Annotated in this window: 17 protein-coding genes; 8 read left to right on the plus strand and 9 right to left on the minus strand. The window is 45.5% G+C overall.

Features of this window, described 5'->3' with window-relative positions:
• The first annotated feature begins 4 nt into the window (after positions 1-4).
• From QMG11_RS18045 to QMG11_RS18080, 8 genes are read left to right on the plus strand one after another with little or no spacing between them, the layout of a single operon-like run.
• Positions 5-1,000, plus strand: coding sequence for a uroporphyrinogen decarboxylase family protein (locus QMG11_RS18045; RefSeq protein ID WP_281837736.1), 996 nt, complete (start codon positions 5-7; stop codon positions 998-1,000).
• 32 nt (positions 1,001-1,032) lie between these two features.
• Complete coding sequence (locus QMG11_RS18050) at positions 1,033-1,806, plus strand: CobW family GTP-binding protein (RefSeq protein ID WP_281837719.1); 774 nt, start codon at positions 1,033-1,035, stop codon at positions 1,804-1,806.
• A 2-nt stretch (positions 1,807-1,808) separates the two neighbouring features.
• A complete protein-coding gene (locus QMG11_RS18055; protein WP_281837720.1) occupies positions 1,809-2,462 on the plus strand; it encodes a cobalamin B12-binding domain-containing protein in 654 nt (217 codons plus the stop codon).
• A 1-nt stretch (position 2,463) separates the two neighbouring features.
• Positions 2,464-3,519: a uroporphyrinogen decarboxylase family protein gene (locus tag QMG11_RS18060; RefSeq protein WP_281837721.1), complete on the plus strand. Its 1,056-nt coding sequence runs from the start codon at positions 2,464-2,466 to the stop codon at positions 3,517-3,519.
• Positions 3,520-3,576: 57 nt separating this feature from the next.
• Positions 3,577-4,578 carry a uroporphyrinogen decarboxylase family protein gene (locus QMG11_RS18065; protein ID WP_281837722.1) on the plus strand — a complete coding sequence of 334 codons (1,002 nt, stop codon included), beginning with the start codon at positions 3,577-3,579 and terminating at the stop codon, positions 4,576-4,578.
• On the plus strand, positions 4,565-6,013 hold the full coding sequence (locus QMG11_RS18070; RefSeq protein WP_281837723.1) for an ASKHA domain-containing protein: 1,449 nt from the start codon (positions 4,565-4,567) through the stop codon (positions 6,011-6,013). Before QMG11_RS18065 ends, QMG11_RS18070 begins: the two co-directional genes overlap by 14 nt.
• A gap of 9 nt (positions 6,014-6,022) precedes the next feature.
• Positions 6,023-6,742: a uroporphyrinogen decarboxylase family protein gene (locus QMG11_RS18075; RefSeq protein WP_281837724.1), complete on the plus strand. Its 720-nt coding sequence runs from the start codon at positions 6,023-6,025 to the stop codon at positions 6,740-6,742.
• 32 nt (positions 6,743-6,774) lie between these two features.
• Positions 6,775-7,800: a uroporphyrinogen decarboxylase family protein gene (locus QMG11_RS18080; RefSeq protein WP_281837725.1), complete on the plus strand. Its 1,026-nt coding sequence runs from the start codon at positions 6,775-6,777 to the stop codon at positions 7,798-7,800.
• A 79-nt stretch (positions 7,801-7,879) separates the two neighbouring features.
• Here the strand turns inward: QMG11_RS18080 and QMG11_RS18085 are convergent, their stop codons facing one another.
• From QMG11_RS18085 to QMG11_RS18125, 9 genes are all read right to left on the minus strand, one after another.
• Complete coding sequence (locus tag QMG11_RS18085; RefSeq protein WP_281837726.1) at positions 7,880-9,478, minus strand: FAD-dependent oxidoreductase; 1,599 nt, start codon at positions 9,476-9,478, stop codon at positions 7,880-7,882.
• Positions 9,479-9,534: 56 nt separating this feature from the next.
• The gene (locus tag QMG11_RS18090) at positions 9,535-10,215 is read right to left on the minus strand and encodes a 4Fe-4S dicluster domain-containing protein (RefSeq protein ID WP_281837727.1); all 681 of its coding nucleotides are present in this window, start codon (positions 10,213-10,215) and stop codon (positions 9,535-9,537) included.
• Between the two features lie 89 nt (positions 10,216-10,304).
• Positions 10,305-11,144, minus strand: coding sequence for an FAD/NAD(P)-binding protein (locus QMG11_RS18095; RefSeq protein WP_281837728.1), 840 nt, complete (start codon positions 11,142-11,144; stop codon positions 10,305-10,307).
• Positions 11,144-12,181 carry a 4Fe-4S dicluster domain-containing protein gene (locus tag QMG11_RS18100; RefSeq protein WP_281837729.1) on the minus strand — a complete coding sequence of 346 codons (1,038 nt, stop codon included), beginning with the start codon at positions 12,179-12,181 and terminating at the stop codon, positions 11,144-11,146. The genes QMG11_RS18095 and QMG11_RS18100 overlap by 1 nt, the downstream gene beginning before the upstream one ends.
• A complete protein-coding gene (locus QMG11_RS18105) occupies positions 12,181-13,149 on the minus strand; it encodes a 4Fe-4S dicluster domain-containing protein (protein WP_281837730.1) in 969 nt (322 codons plus the stop codon). The genes QMG11_RS18100 and QMG11_RS18105 overlap by 1 nt, the downstream gene beginning before the upstream one ends.
• Positions 13,137-13,601, minus strand: coding sequence for a hydrogenase iron-sulfur subunit (locus tag QMG11_RS18110; protein ID WP_281837731.1), 465 nt, complete (start codon positions 13,599-13,601; stop codon positions 13,137-13,139). The genes QMG11_RS18105 and QMG11_RS18110 overlap by 13 nt, the downstream gene beginning before the upstream one ends.
• Entirely contained in the window at positions 13,592-15,565 is a 1,974-nt protein-coding gene (locus tag QMG11_RS18115; RefSeq protein WP_281837732.1) for a CoB--CoM heterodisulfide reductase iron-sulfur subunit A family protein, read from the minus strand. Before QMG11_RS18115 ends, QMG11_RS18110 begins: the two co-directional genes overlap by 10 nt.
• Positions 15,566-15,601: 36 nt before the next feature.
• Entirely contained in the window at positions 15,602-16,015 is a 414-nt protein-coding gene (locus QMG11_RS18120) for a 4Fe-4S dicluster domain-containing protein (RefSeq protein ID WP_281837733.1), read from the minus strand.
• Between the two features lie 18 nt (positions 16,016-16,033).
• On the minus strand, positions 16,034-16,816 hold the full coding sequence (locus QMG11_RS18125; RefSeq protein WP_281837734.1) for a CoB--CoM heterodisulfide reductase iron-sulfur subunit B family protein: 783 nt from the start codon (positions 16,814-16,816) through the stop codon (positions 16,034-16,036).
• Positions 16,817-17,481 lie beyond the last annotated feature (665 nt).

Genomic DNA, 17,481 nt, shown 5'->3' on the forward strand with positions numbered 1-17,481 from the left:
TTTAATGGAATATATAAATCAGGAGGATAGAGGATACCTCCTCCCCTTCATGGGAGCAAACGGGCCTCTTATGACAGGTAAAACCATGGAGGAGATCTACAGCTCTCCCCAGGAGCAACTTGAACTTGCCCTGGAGATGGACAGGAGGTTTCCAGGAGACTTTATCTATGCCCTGGATGAGGGGAATATCTTCTGCGATGTGCTGGGGGTTCCCCTGAAGAAGCCAGACTACGATTTTTCCATGGTAGTGGATCATCCTGTAAAGAATGGAGAGGACCTGAAAAAATTAAAGGTGCCAGATCCCTATAGGGAGGAGAGGATGGCCAGAAACCTGGAGTCACTAAGACTTATTGCAGAAACTATAGATAAGCCTATATATATCTCCCTCCAGGGGCCCTTTACCCTGGCGGTACAGCTTACAGGAGCCACAAGACTCCTCAAGGCCACCATAAAGGATCCGGAATTTGTAAGGGAGCTCCTGGAGTTTACTGGAAGGGTGGTGGCTACATATGCCAAATCTGTAGTTGAGGCAGGGGTGAAGATGATATCTGTGGCTGAGCCCTCTACCGTTATGATAGCTCCAAGGTTCTTTCCAGAGATGGTGGTGAGAAATTTAGAGAGGATCTTTGACGGGCTGGAGTGCTGGAGGTGTGTCCACATATGCGGGGATACTACCAAGATATATCCATATATCCTGGAAGCTCCCATAGATGCCTTCAGCTTTGATCAGATAATGAACCTGGAGAGGGTCATGGAAAACTTTCCTGAGGACAAGGTAGTGATCGGAAATCTGGATCCCGTCTATCTCCTTGGGAGGAGCAGTGCAGAGGAGGTAGTCCTTGAAACCGCCACCCTCCACAAGAGGATGGACAGGTACAACAACTACCTTATGGGATTTGGATGTTCCTGCAGCAATGCTGCTCCCTTAGAAAATCTAGAGGCTGTCTCTAAATGGGGAAGAGCCAGCTATGAAAGGATAGAGGGGTACCTTAAAAAGTAAAATAAAAATAATTTTTAAAACAGGTGGATAAGATGATAAAGATAGATATAGTTTCAGGCTTTTTAGGTGCTGGAAAGACCACATATATCAATAATATGCTTAAGGAATTAAGGGACGAGAAGATAGTTTTAATAGAAAATGAATTCGGAGATGTATCCATAGATGCCGATCTGATAAAGGGGGTAAGAATAGAGGAGATATCCAGCGGCTGCATATGCTGTGTGCTAAAGGAAAACTTTACCACCACCCTGGAGGAGCTGATAGAACACGATATAGACAGGATCATCATAGAGCCAACTGGAATCAGCACCCTCAGTCAGATACTCTCTTCCTTTACCCAAAAGATCTCAGCCAGATGCCAAATAAATTCCATAATAACCATTGTAGATGCAAAAAACTTCCTGGATCAGATGGAGACCTTCGGGGGCTTCTTTACAGATCAGATTACAAATGCCAGGGATATATACCTGAGTAAGATGGATAGGGTAGATGAAGAAACACTGTCTGAAGTAAGGAGATCCATAACCCAGTTAAATAGCACCGCTGTTATAGAGGATATGAGCGGCATATCTGCAATTTCATTTATAGGTTATCAAATGAGCCCTGACAGACTGAAGGAAGTACTGGATTCACTGGTTTCTGGAAGATACGGCAGGATATTGAGGGGGAAGGGGTTTTTAGGTAATCATACATTTAACATTGTAAATGATGAATATGAATTGGCTACGAGAGAAGAAAGAGAGAATAAACTGACCTTGATAGGTAATTTAGATAAAGAAAAAATAAGAGAATTAATAGGGGGATAGAAATGACTAAGAATGAATTATTTGAGGATATTAAAAACAACTTGATTGAGATGGAGGAGGAGATTGTCGTTGAACTTTGTGAGAAGTCTCTGGAAATGGGCATAACCCCAGAGGAGACTATTCAAGAGGGACTCATTGCAGGAATGGAGGAAGTGGGAAGGCTGTATGAGGAGGAGGAGTACTTCCTTCCAGAAGTCCTTATCTGCTCAGATGCCATGAACGGAGGGATAGATGTATTAAAGCCCCATCTAAAGGGGGACACCTCTGCTGAAAAGATAAGGGCTGTTATCGGTGTAGTAGAGGGAGATACCCACGATATAGGAAAGAACCTGGTTAAGATCATGCTAGAAGCCGGTGGTGTAGAGGTCCACGACCTGGGGAGAGACGTTCCCCTAGACGACTTTGTAGGTAAGGTTAAGGAGGTAGAAGCTGACTTTGTCATCATGTCTACCCTGATGACAACCACCATGGAAGGGATGAAAACCGTTATTGAAAAGCTAAAGGCTGAGGGAATCAGAGAGTCTGTAAAGGTAGCTGTAGGAGGAGGACCTATCTCCCAGAGGTTTGCCACTGAGATCGGAGCGGATCTATACACCAAGGATGCCAATGAGTGTGTAAAGTCTATAAAAGAGATGTCTCTGGCGAGGACAGCGTAGTATGGTGATAAGAAAGGATGTATTAACATCCAAGGAAAGGGTTATGAATTTTATCCAAGGGAAGCCCATTGACAGGATCCCATGTATGCCAATTGTAACAGCTAATTCATCTCACCTTATAGGTAAAACAATAGGTGATTTTCAGAGGGATCCTCAGGTAATGGCAGAGTCATATATTGCTGCATATGAAAGGTATAGATATGACCTTACATATCTATTCTCAAATACCTCCTATGTGGCAGAAGCTATGGGTCAGGAGCTGGTATACTACGAGGATGAGCCCGCATGCACCCATAATCCTGTAATAGGTTCCAGAGAGGATCTTTCTAAAATCAAGGTAGCAGATAAAAGAGACGGTAAGTTTCCTGTATTTTTTGAAGCTTTAGAGATACTGCGTGAAAGAATTGGAGATGAGGTAGTACTGGCTGTATGTTTCTCAGGGCCTCTTTCTACGGCAGCTACTCTAAGAGGAACCGAGGATTTTGTAAAGGATATGTACAACGATCCTGAGTTCTGCAATGAGCTTATGGAGATGACAACTGAAACCTGTGAAAACTTTATGAAAGCCTGTATAGAACACGGGGCACTACCTATAATACTGGAGCCTGTTTCCTCTGGAAGCCTGCTGAGTCCAAGATTATATAAAAAGTTTTCCCTGCCCTTTACAAGAAGACTTGTTGATTTGGCTCACCATATGAGTTCCCTTATCGCTCTTCATATCTGCGGGAAAACCCATAAAATTATTGATCTTATGGCTGAAAGCAAGGCAGATATTTTAAGTATAGATATCTGTGACTTAAGTCTTGCAAGGGAGAAGGTGGCAGGAAGATCTGTCATCCTTGGGAATATAACCCCAGCAAATGAGCTGCTGTTTGGAACAAGGGAAGAAGTAGTAGATGTGTGCAAAAAGGTTATGGATGAGATGAAGGGATATGAGGGGGGATTCATCCTGTCCTCTGGATGTGAAATTCCTAAGAAGGTTCCCTTTGAAAATATAGATGCCATGATGGATGCAGCAAGAAGTTACGGAGCTTACGACTATAAAAAAGAAATCTAAACATTGCCTGTAAGACCCTTTGGGTCTTACACCTTGTTTTTTGAAGTGGGAGAGAATATGACGGAAAAACAGAGACTTATAGATATATTAAATGGAATGCCTGTGGACAGACCCCCTGTTATCTGCCCGGGAGGAATGATGAATGCTGCTGTAACAGAGGTAGTGGAAGAAATAAAAGATAATCACAATAGCGATGTGGATGCCATGGTGGAAGCAGCGATAAAGGTACATGAGATAACGGGATTTGAAAACTACGGAGTGCCATTTTGCATGACAATAGAGAGTGAACCCTTTGATGTAGAGGTGGACCTTGGAGGTAAGCTGGTTGAACCCAGAATAACCAGGTACAACGAAGATATACTGAACCACTTAGATGAGATAGAGGTAGGACACTCTGAAAGAGCCCATACCGTGCTGGAGGCAATAGAAAGGCTGAAAAATGATGAAGTCCCTGTTATAGGTAATATCACAGGACCCATGAGTGTGGTGACCTCTATCATCGAACCCATAGACTACTATAAGATGATGAGAAAGGACAGAGAGAGGGCTATGAAGTTCCTGGAGGTAGTTACCGACTATCTGATCAAGTTTGCCATGGAGATGATCGACAGGGGAGCAGACCTTATAGCTATGTCCGACCCCAGCGCCACCGGAGAGATCCTCGGGAGGAAAAACTTTGAAGAATTTATGATCCCCCTCTATAAAAGGATCTCAGAAGCAGTGCACAGCAAGGGAAAAAAGATAATCATCCATATCTGCGGTAAGAGCAGGGCTATCCTGGAAAGCTTAAATGAATCTGGGGCAGATTCCCTGAGCTTTGATTCTGTTGTGGGAATACAGCAGGCCAGAGAAGTGCTGGATGCTCCTATAATGGGAAATGTAAGCACACAGCTTCTAGACCAGGGAGTGGAGGATACCATAAAGATTCATACTGAAGGGGTTATAAAAAACGGCACCAGCATCGTTTCTCCAGCCTGTGGTCTTGCCATGAGTACCCCTGTTAAAAACCTGAAAGCCATGACCGATGCAGTTAAGGGAGTGAACAATGGTAAGAGTTAGCTATGGGAATAAAGAAGTATTGGTTGAAAGGGGCAGCATACTGAGCGATGCAATAAGACTTATGGAGGAAAGGATTGAAACTCCATGTAACTGTATGGGTATCTGCAAAAAATGTATAGTAGAAGTTTCGGGAGAGCTGTCGGAAAGGGAGGAAGCAGAAAGGGACCTTCCCCACGGGATGAGACTTGCATGTATAACCAGGGTAGTGGGAGATGTGGAAGTTTCAAGGGTGGCGGACTCTGAATTAAAGATCTCCGAGGAGGATACCGCCCTTGATATAGATACCCAGAAGGAGGGAAGGGTGCTTGCTATAGATGTGGGTACCACAGGGGTTTCAGCAAGGTTGATCGACCTGAAGGAAGGGAAGGTAACCGGAAGGTATTCAGGTCTAAACTACCAGAGTGAATATGGAGCTGATGTGCTGTCCAGGATTACATACTGTATTCAAAATGATGTATTTGATCTTCAGGAGGCTATCCAGAAGCAGATCAGAGACATAGTGCAAGAAGTCGGCGGGGCAGACAGAATAGCCATTGCTGGAAATACCACTATGCAGCATCTGATCTACGGTGAAAACCCCAAACCCCTGGCAGTTTCCCCCTATACCCCTGTATTTATAGAGGAGAAATCCCTTCATATAGACGGTATAGAAACTATCCTCCTTCCCAATGCTTCAAGCTACGTGGGAGCTGATATAGTTTCAGGTGTTGTAGCTACAGGACTGGAGGAGAAAAACAATACCCTCTTTATAGATATAGGTACAAACGGAGAGATGGTCCTTTCCATAGATGGAAAACTCTACGGTACCTCCACTGCTGCGGGCCCTGCCTTTGAAGGTATGAATATAGAGTGGGGGATGAGAGCCGGAGAGGGGGCCATCGAAGGATTTGAGATAGGGGATGAGTTTAAGATAAAAACAATAGGGGAAAACCCTAAGGGAATATGCGGAAGCGGGCTGATGGACATCATGTCTGAATTCGTTAAACACAAGATCGTCTTAAGAAGCGGAAAGTTTAACCCCCGAATGAAGCCTGAGTTCAAGGAGAGGCTCAAAGATAAGAGGTTCTATATCACAGAGGATATCTATATTAGCCAAGGGGATATCAGACAGATACAACTGGCAAAGGGGGCTATAGCTGCGGGGGTAAGACTTCTTCTATCAAAAGCAGATAGGGATATATCGGATATAGAGAAGGTGATCATCGCCGGTTCCTTTGGATATCATCTAAATGCCCAGAGTATCCTGGGAATCGGGATTATTCCAGAGTACCAGGGAAGTATTACCTTTGCAGGGAATACTTCATTAAATGGATGTATAGGATATATGACTAACGAAAAGATAAAAAAGAAGATTAAAACTACAAAAATAGATGTTATTGAGCTATCAAAGAGTGCAGAGTTTCAGGAAGTTTTTGTGAAGGAACTGCAGTTTTAGGAGAAGAGTATGAAGTGTATAAGACAAGATGATGTGGAAGTATCTAAAGAGGTAATGGACAGATATGATTTAAAGAGTCCAGAGGACAGGCTGAGTTATATCTTAGAGGTAAAGGAGGGCTTTGCCCCTGTTTTTTCCAACACACTCTTTGCTGCAATGGGAGGAGCAACAGAGTACAACAAGGTAAAAAAGATAAAGTTTGCCGATATCGATGAATTCTTAAAATCTGAGGATTTGAGGGCTGAAAGAATTGATTTTGATCTTCTTTCAGAGGCTAAGGTCTACTCCCTGGACGGCATATTCACCACCCTGACCTCCTTAGTGGATATGACCAAGGTATTAAAACATATGAGAAGGGATAGGGAGAAGCTGGAAGCTGCCTTTGAAAAGGTAGAGAAAAACTTTATTTTATTTGTAGAGACCCTAGCTGATAAGGGAATAAACCGTTTTTCCTACGCTGACCCCTCTGCTATGCCTGAAATACTGGGAAAACACTTTGATGGATGGATAGTGAAGCGATTTGTAAACCTTTTAAATAGACTTTCCCACCTGGATATAGCGATCCATATATGCCCCATATTATTCAAAACTTTAAAGGAAAGACTGGAGATGCATAGTGCAAGGGTTGAAAGGTATCAGGAGGCCTTCTTGAGGGAAGAGGGCTTCAGGGTAGTAGGTGGAAGCTGCATAAAAAATAAGAATGGGGCACTATATTATTTTACAGCTTAAGGTTTAATATAGAGCAGACCAAAGGAGAAAATATGAAACCAGTAGAAAGAGAGAGAGCTCTCCAGGAGACGGGAAGGGCAGACAGGATCCTATGCTGTCCCTTTATAGATATGTTTGGAGCTCAGCTCATAGGTAAGAATATAAGGGAGGTCAACCTCTCAGGAAAACTCATGGCTGACCTGGAGATAGAGGCCTACAAGTTATATGGCCACGACGGGGTCAGTGTAGGACCAGGGCTCTATGGGGTACCAGAAGCTATGGGAGTGGTTCTCGACCTGCCTGAAACAAGCTATCCCTATGTAACTAAGTGTGTAGAGATGGATTATGACAATGTGGAGGATCTGCCAGTAATCGATCCCAAAAGGGACGGGCGTTTACCCCTCTTCCTCGAGGGAGTACAAATACTTATAGATGAAGTAGGGGATGAAGTAGGGGTCGGAAGCAGCGTGGCAGGGCCTTTCAGTACTGCCGCCACCGTTGTGGGAACGGAAAGGTTTTTAAAGGATATACGTAAAAATCCAGAGGGGATTCATAAGCTCCTAGCCCATGTAACAAAGAGTGTTCTAGCTTATATGGATGCTGTTATGGATATGGGTATAGTTCCCAGCATGCCAGACCCAGTGGCTTCGGGGACCCTTATCAGCACCAAGACCTTCAGGGAGTTTGCACTGCCCTACCTGGAGGTATGCGTGGAACACATAAGGGAAAGGATGGGAAGAGGCCCTGCCCTTCACATCTGCGGTACAACAAGGAAACACTGGGAGGAGATAAAAAAACTAAACCTATCAGCCCTGAGCCTGGACAATATCGATGACATCGGAGAGGCCTGTGAGGTTCTGGGGGATAAGTTCTGTATCATAGGAAATGTGGATCCTGTAGGGGTTATTCTAAATGGTTCAAGGGAAAGTATCCACAGAGCTGTAAAGGAATGTATCGATAAGGCCTATAACAATTCCAAGGGGTTTGTTCTGGCTACAGGGTGTGATATCCCTATCAATGCCTCCCCTGAAAATGTTAAACACTTTATGGAAGCTGCCAGAATCTATAGTAGGTTTTAAATCCTGAAGGATAATTACTGAATATATTTAAAGGAAAAAAGGCTCAGATATAAATCTGAGCCTTTTTATTTCCTGAATTTTAAGATTCGTGGGTATAGCTGGGAAGAAGTAGGGGAGAAACTCTCTCTGTTTCAACTTTATTTTCTGCAAGCTCCTTGTGATAGCTCTCTATATGATCCAGAGTAAGCTCCTTCACCTCTATATCCCTGTACCTGCTCCCAGCATGGATCCCCGCTCTCCTACCAAAAACAATTATATCCAGAAGGGAGTTCCCCATAAGCCTGTTCTTTCCGTGAATTCCCCCAGCACACTCTCCAGCTACATAGAGGTTTTCTATCTTAGTCCTCCCGTTCTCATCGATGAGAAGGCCCCCGTTCTGATAGTGAAGGGTCGGATATACAAGGATGGGCTCCTTTCTCATATCTATTCCAAATTTCAGATACATCCTCAGCATAGCCGGTAACCTCTTTTCGATGGTTCCCTCGCCGTTAAGGATTTCAATAAGGGGGGTGTCCAGCCATACCCCGTGTCCTCCAGTAGGGGTTGGTACTCCCTTCTCCTTTACCTTACACTCCCTTATAATAGCCGAGGCCTCTACATCCCTTGTTTCCAGGTGATATACAAACTGCTCCCCATCTATATTCAGAGGAGTCGCCCCCAGACTACGTACCTTCTCTGTAACGAGGGCACCAAAAATCTGAGCTGGATATGCCACCCCTGTGGGGTGATACTGTATTGTATCAGCAAAGGCAAGCTCAGCCCCTACCCTGTAACCCATTATAAGACCATCAGCGGTAGCCCCGTAGTGGTTGGAGGTAGGAAACCCCTGATAGTGCAATCTTCCAGCTCCGCCCGTTGCCATGATTACTGTTTTAGCCCTTGCCACAAGGTATCTTCCAGTTTCAATATCGCAGAGAACAGCTCCCGCTGCCTTTCCCTCGGTATCCAGGAGGATCTCCACTGCTGGAGAAAACTCTACCACCTCGATTCCCTTATTTCTAACCTCATCCCTTATTACCCTCATGATCTCAGCTCCGCTATAGTCTGCAGCTGCATGCATCCTCTTTCTCGAGGTTCCTCCCCCGTGGGTGGTCACCATGGTTCCGTCATCTTCCTTGTCAAACATAACCCCCAGATCATTGAGCCACTTAATTGCTCCAGGAGCGTCCTTTACAAGGGCAGCTGCCAGCTCAGGAACATTTGTATAGTGTCCTCCCCCCATTACATCGAGATAGTGCCTGGCTGGAGAATCATCCGACTTATCCGCTGCCTGGATACCTCCCTCTGCCATTATTGTATTAGCATCCCCAAAACGTAGCTTGGTAGTGATTAGAACCTTTGCCCCTCTTTCATTGGCTTCCAAAGCAGCAGCTGCTCCCGCTCCTCCCCCTCCAATAATGAGAACATCCACATCATAATCTATCATTTCCAGGTCGACATTTTCTGCATCAATCCTGCTTCTGGCCTCTATAAGGTCTGCCAGCTCCTGGGGAACCCTCTCTCCCCTGTTTACTCCACACCTCAAAGTTCTGAAACCCTTATCGCTATAGTCTGGATGATTTTCATTTAATACATCTATCTTCTCCTCTGGACTCATCCTGGGAAAATCTATCCCCACTCTCTGGGGACGTGTTGCTTCCACCCTCTTTATGAGCTCCCTCTCCTCTTCCCTATACATCAAAACCCCTCCTCTCTAATATAAGGTTGAACCCTTGCATAAAATAGCTTCTAAAACTATCTGCTTATATCCCTGTTGTTATATAGCTCCTTGAGCTCCTCTATACTTCTGTCTTTCATCTCCATCAGGGCCTCATCGTGTTCCCCAGCTTCTACCTCCTCCACTCTCACCTTAAGGTGCTCAGTTTCCGGGGCAATATACTTTCCAGTAAGCCTCCGTGCCAGAAGTCCCACATTGTAATGGGTTATATTGGCAGGGCACCTAGATGCACATATCCCGCAGGCTACACAGTCAAAGGATTCGTGGGAGCATCTTTCCAGGTCTCCCCTCTGGGCATATGCAATATACTGCATTACATTGAGGTCCTGGGAACACCCTTTGGTGCAAGAGTTACATCCGATACAGCTGTAGATCTCTGGATAGAGTTCTCCCATTACATCAGCACTTGGTTCCAGCTCCTCTATATTATAGGAGGATTTCTCCCCTGGAAAGAAGGGAAGTTGGGTAAAGTACATTCCCTCCTCCACCGTGGTCTGACAGGCCAGGGCCACCTTTAATTCCTTCTCTCCCTTACTTCTGTAGATGGTTGCACATGCACCGCAAAACCCTGATCTGCACCCGCACCCCTTTGTAAGCCGGTATCCTGCATATTCCATGGAATCCATAATTGTCAGGCTTGAGGGCACACTGTACTTCTTACCCAATATATATACATCCACCATTTCTCTCTTAGACATCCTATGCCTCCTTAATCTCCCTTTATTGTCCAAGTAATCTATTAAAAAACTTCGATCTTACTTTTATCATAAGTTAAGTTGATAACAGTCTAATACTCATCTGGAAGTTCCGTGATCTCGTCCACTCTGAATACCGGACCATCCTTACATACATATTTATCCCCGATATTACACCTTCCACACTTACCCACTCCGCACTTCATCTTAAGTTCCAGGGTGGTATAGATCTGCTCCCTACTGAACCCCATCTTCTCAAGGGTCTGGATAGTGTACTTTATCATAATAGGTGGTCCGCAGACCAGAGCCACTCTGTCGCGGTTGAAGTTTAGCTCCTCTACATAGCTGGGAACAAAACCTACATGTCCCTTCCAGCTATCCCACTCCCTGTCCACAGTGAGATGGACCTCAGTATCCTTTTCTTCCGGCCAGACCTCAAATATATCCCCTGGATGAACCAGGTCATCTGGTGTACGGGCTCCATAGACGATATCTACCTTCCCGTATTCCTCCCTTCTGTCCATTACATAGTTGATTACAGAACGCAGGGGAGCCAGACCAATTCCTCCTCCTATAAAGAGAAGGTTATTCCCCTTGAGCTCCTCCACAGGAAAGTTGCTTCCATAGGGTCCCCTGATTCCTACCTCTGCTCCCTCCTCCATCTGGTGGAGGTAATCTGTTACAGCACCACACCTTTTAATGCTGCACTCTATATATTCTTCCTCAGTTGGAGAGGAGGTTATTGAAAAGATAGCTTCCCCTATTGGAGGTACAGATATCATGGCACACTGTCCCGGGAGGAAGTTAAAGGGCTGTCCTCCCTCTGGTGCTACTATCTTAAAGGTAGTTACATCATGGGTATCCTCTCTGATTCCCTCTATAACCCCTACCTTGGGCATCAATGGGTCATCTTGATGACAAGTGCAGCTCATTATCCCTCACCTCCTAATTTTTTTATAACCTTTCCTATATCCAAGTGGGCTGGGCACCTCTCTACACATCTTCCACACCCCACACAGGAGTACTCTCCCCCATTGTTTTTAGGATAGTATACAAGTTTGTGCATAAACCTCTGCCTCACCCTCTGCATCTGAGTGGTCCTTGGGTTTCCATGGGCCATGAGGGTAAAGTCCGAGGACATACATGAGTCCCAGCAACGGAACCTCTCCCCCTGCTCCCCGAACTTATAGTCCTGAACATCGTAGCAGTGACAGGTAGGACACCCATAGGAGCAGGTACCACAAGCCAGGCATCTCCTGCTTATCTCGTTCCACAGCTCCTCTTTGTCAAATATCTCCTGCTGAGTTCCCTCTATCTTTCTAGGGTCAATCTTTGCAAGGGGAAGCTCCTCAACCTTACTCTTAAGCTCTCCTCTGAGTTCCTCCAGCCTCTCAACATCCCTACTGGAAACCTCCTCTAAAAGGTCTGATAAGCTTTGGGTAAGCTCATCCCCTTTAGGGCTCTGAACCTCCCACAGAAGGGTCTCCCCTATATCCCAAAGGGCTATATCTGCTCCTGTGGAGTATTGCCCTGAATCCACTCCAAAGGAGGTGCAGAAACAGGTCTCCTCTGGATCGAAGCATCCTAGGGAGATTATAGTTCCCCTCTCCCTGTGCTCCCTGTAGTAGGTATCCACCGGCTCAGATAAAAATATATTGTCCAGGAGCTTAATCCCCTTAAGATCACAGGGTCTTACCCCAAAGATCACATATGGGTCTCCCTGAACCCCTACCGACTGAAGGTTTAATCTCTTTCCCTCCCTCTTAAACTTAAGGTAGGTCTCCGTCTGGGGAAAGACAAGCTCCTTGGGTGAGACTGCAGTTCTGAGGTTTTTCAGATCCACATCCTCTCCCTCCCTCCACAGGGAAAAGTTAACTGTCCTCTCCTTTTTTATGGGAAGGAACAGATCAAAGATGCCGCTTATCCTCTGCCACACCTCTGGCAGTCTCTCCTTAGATATCCTCTTCATCACTTTCCTCCCCTCCCTGAAAATGTTTCCCTGTCATCCAGTCTATATGTTACAAGGGGAGCAGGGGTGGTAGAATCTGCTCCTGCATGAAACTCCCCATAGATCTCATCTATATCCTTTATTATTTTACGATTTAACCTGTCCAGGGGAATCCCCTGGGGACAGACTCTGGAACACTCGCCACAGTCCACACACCGACCAGCCACGTGATATGCCCTTGTAATGTGAAAGAAGTTGTCCTCGCTCTCAGTTTTCCCCTTACCAGCAACATCTGTATCCTCGAAGACACACCTTGTACAGCTGCAGGCAGGACAGATATTCCGGCAGGCATTGCACCTTATACACCTCTTCAGGTTATCTGCCCAGAAATCATACCTTTCATCGGGAGACATACCCTCGATCTCCTCTACTCCCCTGAACCTTTTATCTCTATCGGCTTTTCCCTCTACCTCATCTCCCAGTACTGTATCAGCAACTACTGGATTGGGATATAGACAGGTGTGGCACTTATCATACTTCACCCTGTCTGCAGGAAGTTTCTTCTCTCCATCCTTGGTGGTAAGGGTGACCACTTCTCCCGCTCTTTTGACCTCTCTTATGCCTTTTATCCCTTCCTCCCTTACCTTTTCAGGATCAATCATTCCACTACAGGGTATCCCATAGATAACAACCCTTTCCCTCTCTACCCTGTTATCCTTCAGAAGCTGGTTGAAGGAGGTGGTGTCACACCCCTTTAAAAATACTCCAACCCTTCCGCTCTTCTTGAGATCCTCTATGAGATATTTGCTTAAATTATTCACACAGAAGGAATCCCACACCAGGGAACCTGCTTCCTGGGGGTTATCTATAAAAACCGGATATGATTCCCACCAGATGTCTCCCCTCTCCCAGCCAAGTATCCTGTCTACCTCTCTATCTTCAAGAGCCTTCTTAGCAAGGGCCCTCATCCTCTCAGTTATCTTTTCCATCTAGCATCCCTCAACTTTCTGTTTGGACCGAGTTTATGAACCCCCTCCAAGACACCATTCATCACATCCGAAAATTTGTTGGCCTCTGCAGCAGAGATCCAGTCCACCTTCAGCCTCTCCCTCTCTATCCCCATGAACTCCATAAGATTGGTTGCAAGGGAGAGACGCCGCCTTGTATAGTAGTTTCCAGTGGAGTAGTGGCAGTCTCCAGGATGGCATCCCGCTACCACAACACCATCTGCACCCCGCTGAAATGCCCGGAGGATAAAGCTCACATCCACCCTGCATGAACAGGGAACCCTTATAATTTTTACATTTGCAGGATAGTTCAGCCTGCTTGTCCCTGCCAAATCCGCCCCGGCATAGCTGCACCAGTTACAGCAAAAGGCCACTATCAGGGGATTGAACTCCTTATCTCTTTGGGCTGTGTTCCCACAGGCTTCTATTGACATATGGCATCTACCTCCGCTAAAATCTGTTTATTTGTGAATCCCTTGAGGTCCACAGCTCCTGGACGGCATGTAACTGTACATCCTCCACACCCCTGACAGAGAGCCTCATTCACCTCTGCTACCACCCTTTTACCTCTGCTATCCTCTATAGCCTTGGAGGAGATGGCGTCGTAGGGACACATCTTGCTGCATGCCAGACATCCGCTGCAGACTTCCTCATCTACCTTGGAGACACATGGATTGTTCACAAGCTTTGATTTATTCAGCAGTCCTATGGTTTTAGCAGCTGCTGCACTTGCCTGAGCCACAGTTTCTGGGATATCCTTGGGTCCCTGACAGGCCCCAGCCAGATATATCCCTGCAGAAGCTGTCTCCACTGGTCTGAGCTTAGGGTGGGCTTCTGTGAAGAAGTTATTTGTATCGGTACTTATATTTAGCTTTCTCTTGAGGTTCACAGCATCATTCTTGGCCTTTGTAGCTGCAGCCAGAACCACCATGTCAGCGTCTATTACCAGAGTCTCCCCAGTAAGGGCATCTGCCCCGTGAACCATGAGCTTATCCCCCTCTGGAAATACCTTTCCAACCATTCCCTTGATATAGTTGACTCCATACTCCTCTACAGCCCTTCTCTGAAACTCATCGAAGTTCTTTCCTGGAGTACGCACATCTATGTAAAACACATAGGCCTCTATATCCGGATACTTTTCCCTTATGAGCATCGCATGCTTTGCAGTATACATACAGCAGATCTTAGAGCAGTAGGATTTCCCCCTCTCACTCCTGTCCCTGGATCCCACACACTGAATAAACACTACTTTCTTTGGCTTCTTCCCGTCGGATGGTCTCACAAACTTCCCTCCTGTAGGCCCCGCTGCATTGGTTATCCTCTCAAACTCCAGGGAGGTAACCACATCTTGATGGTTGCTGTACTGATACTCTCCGAACTTATCCAGGTCTATAATATCGTAACCAGTGGCCACCACTATGGCCCCATACTTCTCCGAGATAACCTCATCCTTCTGATCAAACTCTATGGCTCCTGCAGGGCATACCTTTTCACACACACCGCACTTACCTGTCTTCATCTTTATACAGCCCTCTTCATCGATTACAGGCACATTGGGAACAGCCTGAGGAAAGGGAGTGTAGATGGCTCCCCTGGTGGTAAGTCCCTCCTCAAATTCACTCTTTGCCTTCTTTGAAGGACACTTTTCCATGCATACTCCGCAGCCTGTACACTTATCCATATCCACAAAACGAGCTTTTTTCCTTATCTCAGCCTGAAAGTTACCCACATATCCGCTGACCCTCTCAACCTCGCTGTAGGTATAGAGGTTTATATTTGGATGCCTGGCAGCCTCTACCATCTTTGGAGTAAGAATGCAGGCTGAGCAGTCCAGGGTAGGAAAGGTCTTGTCTATCTGGGCCATCTTTCCACCTATACTTGGGCTCTTCTCCACGATATCCACCCTGTAACCGGCATCGGCTATATCCAGAGCAGTCTGTATCCCAGCTATTCCTCCCCCTATTACAAGGGCCTTCTTCTCCACCCCTACCTCTCCTGGTATGAGCTCGCTATTGAGGGCTACCTTGGCTACTGCAGCCCTTGTAAGGGCTATGGCCTTTTCAGTTGCCGCCTCCCTATCTTTATGCACCCAGGAGCACTGCTCCCTGATATTGGCTACCTCTACCAGATATGGATTTATACCTGCATCCTCACCAGCTCTACGAAAGGTTGCTTCGTGCATCCTGGGGGAGCAGGCAGCCACTACAACTCTGTCCAGCTTGTGCTCCTCTATTGCCCTCTTCATCATCTTCTGTCCAACCTCTGAGCACATATATTGATACTCCACTGCATACTTGACTCCAGGCATTTCACCTGCTGCCTGAGCTACCCTCTCCACATCAACAGTGGCAGCTATATTTGAACCACACCAACATACAAAAACTCCAATCCTCTGCAACGCTATACCTCCTCACTGAACAACATCTTTGAAGTACTACTTGCTATACTTACGAAATGCACTTACAACTGCCTGCTGGGGCATCCTCTTGTCTGCCATTATCTCAGGTACCCTCTCTGCCTTTAGCTTAGAGGCCTCTCTCTTCCTTACAACGATAAGCCGTACAGCTTCCATAAGTCTTGCAAGGTCCACATTTCTCGGACAACGGGAGGCACAGGTAAAGCACGATGCACAGTTCCAGAGGGTTTTGCTCTCAATTACTTTATCCACCCTTCCCAGTTGAAGATACCTGATTATCTGGTTGGGAAGTATGTCCATCCCCCCAGTTGCAGGACAGGCGGCACTACACTTCCCGCACTGCATGCAGTCACCGATCATCTCAGCGCTGACCTCCTTGATCCTCTCTATCTCCTTGCCATATCTATCTGGAATTATCTTTGATCTCCCCACCTTCCTACCTCCTCTTTACTATCCAACTCCCAGTGCCTCTGCCATAAGCTCGGTAAAGTACACAACCGACATATCCTTAGCCCTTCCCCTCTCCTCCAGGTTGTACTTACACAATGGACAGGCTGTTACTATCTCCTCTACCCCCATAGCCTCTGCAGATCTCATAATATTGCCAGTCATCTCCTCTGTGACTTCCCTGTTATCCGTTATGAGGTAACCTCCACAGCACTCGGTTCTGTATGGGTATCTCACTGCCTCTCCTCCCAGTGCTTCTATAAAATCCTCTATAATCGACGGATCTTCCGGATCATCAAAGTTCATCTCCCCTCCAGGTCTGAGGAGCAGACAGCCATAGTAAGCCCCTATCTTCCTTCCCTTGAGAGGTTTTTCCACCCTTCTTGAAAGCTCTTCAAAACCAATTTCATCCCTCAATACCTCCAGGAGGTGAACTACCTCTCCCTCGCCGCTGTAATAGTTATCCAGCTGGAGGTAGTTGTTGACCTTTTCTCTGATATCTGTTTTTCTTCTCATATCTTCATTGACCCTCTTGATCACATGGTGGCAGGCGGAACACAGGGTTACCAGCTTCTCCCCCTTGTCCCTTGCTTCTGCAAGGCTTCTCACAGAGGACAGCTTGGTAGCAATCTCATCCCTCCCCATGGGATAGACTGCGCCGCAACACTGCCACTCATTCTGTTCCTCCAGGGTGATCCCCATCTTTTCCGCTGAATCCAAAGCAAACCTCTCAAGTTCCCGTGCCTTTGTTTTTAAGGTACATCCTGGATAGTAACTGTACTTCATCTCCTCAGCCTGTATCTCTAATTGTCAAAGCTACAGGCCTTCACCTCCTCTCATAAAATATCCCTTCAGAAATATTGTTATTTTTTTAACAAATTGACCAAAAAAATTTAATGGATGCCTCTCCATGAAAATCATTCTTTAATTTTTTTCTTTAATCTCTGGAAAAATTGTACTCATTTATTAGCCCACCACAACACATTGTGTCAATATAACAGACAGAATTTATTTTAAATATTCCATAAAACTTCCTGTATACTGTTTAAATCCGCACTAAAAAACTAGCTTTAATAGCATAGATAACCATTGATTTTATTGGTTTTTTGATTTTAAAAGCTTTTCATACAGATAATTTAAAGGTGTTATATTATTTTTATTTTTTTGTTGTTTTAGCATTTTTTTAATATCTAAGGCTAAAAAAGTTGATTTCCCAAACATCTCAATAATGTTTTGTGAAAAAATACAACAATAGTTGATTCTGTAAATTGATTATTTAACTTAAATAATCACCTTTTTAGGGAGGAAATATTTATTTTAAAAGAATAGGCTGTTGCAAAAGTATTGTATAATTTTCAATATTGCAATGGCCTTTTCTATTGTAAATAATAATATCTTTAAACTAACATTAAAAAACTTCCTGCTTAGCCCTCTAACTCTATGATTATCAA

This window comes from Propionigenium maris DSM 9537, assembly GCF_027925155.1.
Classification (GTDB): domain Bacteria; phylum Fusobacteriota; class Fusobacteriia; order Fusobacteriales; family Fusobacteriaceae; genus Propionigenium; species Propionigenium maris.